We start from the raw sequence: 1011 nt of genomic DNA, 5'->3' as shown, positions 1-1011 counted from the left end.
GATCCTCGTTGAGCCACGGGCTCGGAACACAGGCGAAAACATCGCGCTGTCGCGGGCCTTGCTGGAAGTACGCGGGGTGTCCGTTGGGTCTGCACTACTGGTCAGCAAGCCGTACGAAGAGCGTCGGGCCTACGCCACTGCATGCAAGGTCTGGCCAGACGTCACGTGGGTGAGTGCGTCTGCGGCTATGACGTTCGCGGAGTACGCCGACTCGATTCAGGATGCGCGGCTCGTCATCGACATGCTTGTTGGGGCGCAACAACGGCTCGTGGTCTATCCCGAGCAGGGGTTCATGATCACCCTAGAGATGCCACAGTCTGTCATCGAGGCGTTCGACCGACTGCGAGCACAAGGCTTCACCAGCCGATTGATCTCTGATCGCGTCGTATGAGGGACTCATTTGAGGTCTGCGGTGGGTGTGAAGATCGCCTACCGCAGACCTCAAACGGCGGAGCCCCTGCAGTATCTTCGCTGGGGCGCCCACCTGCGTCAGGCGTCTTCGGGGTCGTGTGTCATCGATCCTGATGCGATCAGTCATGGCGTGGTTGGCCGCTGACGCTGGAGCGGAAGTAAGGTCGCCAAGTCGGTTTGCTCTTCTGTAAGTGGCTGAGTAAACCCTCGGACATACGACAGGTCTGCCCCGTGCAGCTTGGCATCGGTGAGTATCGCCCCGTGCAGCTTGGCCCGGGTGAGAACCGCCCCGACCAGGTAGGCCTTGGTGAGCTCTGCGGCGCGCAGGTCGGCCTTGGTGAGCTCCGCGCCGTGCAGGTTGGCCTTGGTGAGTATCGCCCCGTCCAAGTGGGCCTCGGTGAGTGTTGCCCCGGTTAGGTCGGCGTCCGTGAGTGTCGCTTCGCTTAGGTAGGCGTTGGTGAGTATTGCCCCGTCCAGGTGGGCCTTGGTGAGCTTCGCCCCGGTCAGGTTGGCCCCGGTGAGCGTTGCCCCGTCCAGGTTGGCCTCGGTGAGCGTTGCCCCGTCCAGGTGGGCCTTGGTGAGCGTTGCCCCGCGCAGGTT

General features: G+C 63.2%; 2 protein-coding genes. One reads left to right on the top strand and one right to left on the bottom strand.

The genetic code is table 11. From position 1 onward, the window contains the following. The coding region (locus ACZ5CR_RS47635; protein WP_468870333.1) for a YdcF family protein at positions 1 to 391 on the top strand (391 nt) is incomplete at its 5' end. A 143-nt stretch (positions 392 to 534) separates the two neighbouring features. Here the strand turns inward: ACZ5CR_RS47635 and ACZ5CR_RS47630 are convergent. Continuing rightward, on the bottom strand, positions 535 to 1011 hold a 477-nt coding region (locus tag ACZ5CR_RS47630), incomplete at its 5' end, for a pentapeptide repeat-containing protein (protein WP_468870332.1).

The organism is Streptomyces sp. NPDC031274 (assembly GCF_055570235.1).
The sequence above is the reverse complement of the archived record's forward strand: the minus strand, read 5'-3'. Positions and strand labels throughout refer to the sequence as shown.